Here is a 1,482-nt window from a genome sequence, read left to right on the forward strand (position 1 = left end):
AGTTGAAACTACAGATATCCAAGGTGCTACACAAACTGGCAAACCTGTATTTACTGAAGGCGATAGCCGTGTGCCAATGAACGATGATGTTCCAGCAACATTTGACGATGGTTCAACGACTAAGACTGTAGACGGTGTTGGTACTTACACAGTAGCAGCAGACGGTACTGTTACATTTGTACCAGAAAAATCATTCGTCGGAACAGCGCCAGCAGTGACGGTTGTTCGTGAAGATAAGAACGGAACAAAAGCTTCCGCGACTTACACACCAACTGTGACTCCAGTCACACCGACAGCTACACCAGTTGAAACAACAGGTAAACAAGGTCAAACTCAAACAGGTAAGCCTGAATTTACTGAAGGTGATAGCCGTGTGCCAATGAACGATGACGTTCCAGCTACTTTCGACGATGGCTCAACGACTAAGACAGTAGATGGCGTTGGTACTTACACAGTAGCAGCAGACGGAACTGTAACCTTTGTCCCTGAAAAATCATTCACAGGTAAAGCACCAGCCGTAACGGTTGTTCGTGAAGATAAGAACGGAACCAAAGCTTCTGCAACTTACACACCAACCGTAACTCCAGTAACTCCAACTGCAACACCAGCTGAATCTACTGGACCTCAAGGTTTGGTTCAAACTGGAACTGTAACCTTTACTGAAGGTGATGAAGTAGCGCCAATCGACAAGAATACCATTACTCTTCTTGATGAAAATGGTCAACCAGCCGCATCAGTAGAAGCGAAATCACCAGCAGGTGATGTGATCGGTACATACACAGTTGATAAAGACACAGGTGTAGTTACTTTCACACCAACAGATAAATCTTACTCAGGTGATGTAGTTCCAGTTAAGGTTCAAGCAGCTGATACTAATGGAACAACAGTAGAAACAACTTACACACCTAAGATTACTCCAGTTGTCCCAACTTCTGAAGATGCAACATCGACAGATATCCAAGGTCAAACACAATCTGGCAAACCAACCTTCACCGAAGGAAATCCAAATGTTCCAATCGATGAGGATACTCCAGCTACCTTCGAAGATGGCTCAACTACGAAGACTGTCGATGGTGAAGGAACTTACACAGTTGCTCCAGATGGAACAGTAACCTTCGTTCCTGAAAAATCATTCACTGGAACTGCTACAGGCGTAACAGTGAAACGCGTGGATAAGAACGGTACTGAAATCACAGCGAAGTACACACCAACTGTGACACCAGTAACTCCAACTGCAACACCAGCTGAAACTACAGATATCCAAGGTGCTACACAAACTGGCAAACCTGTATTTACTGAAGGCGATAGCCGTGTGCCAATGAACGATGATGTTCCAGCAACATTTGACGATGGCTCAACGACTAAGACTGTAGACGGTGTTGGTACTTACACAGTAGCAGCAGATGGAACAGTAACCTTCGTACCAGAAAAATCATTCGTCGGAACTGCACCAGCTGTAACAGTGGTTCGTGAAGATAAGAA

General features: G+C 44.8%; 1 pseudogene. It reads left to right on the forward strand.

Features of this window, described 5'->3' with window-relative positions:
• A pseudogene (locus I2F76_RS10580) lies at positions 1-1,482 on the forward strand (CshA family fibrillar surface protein C); the annotation flags it as partial.

Origin of the sequence: Streptococcus parasanguinis (genome assembly GCF_015557775.1) — a bacterium.
GTDB classification, from domain to species: Bacteria; Bacillota; Bacilli; order Lactobacillales; family Streptococcaceae; genus Streptococcus; species Streptococcus parasanguinis_AA.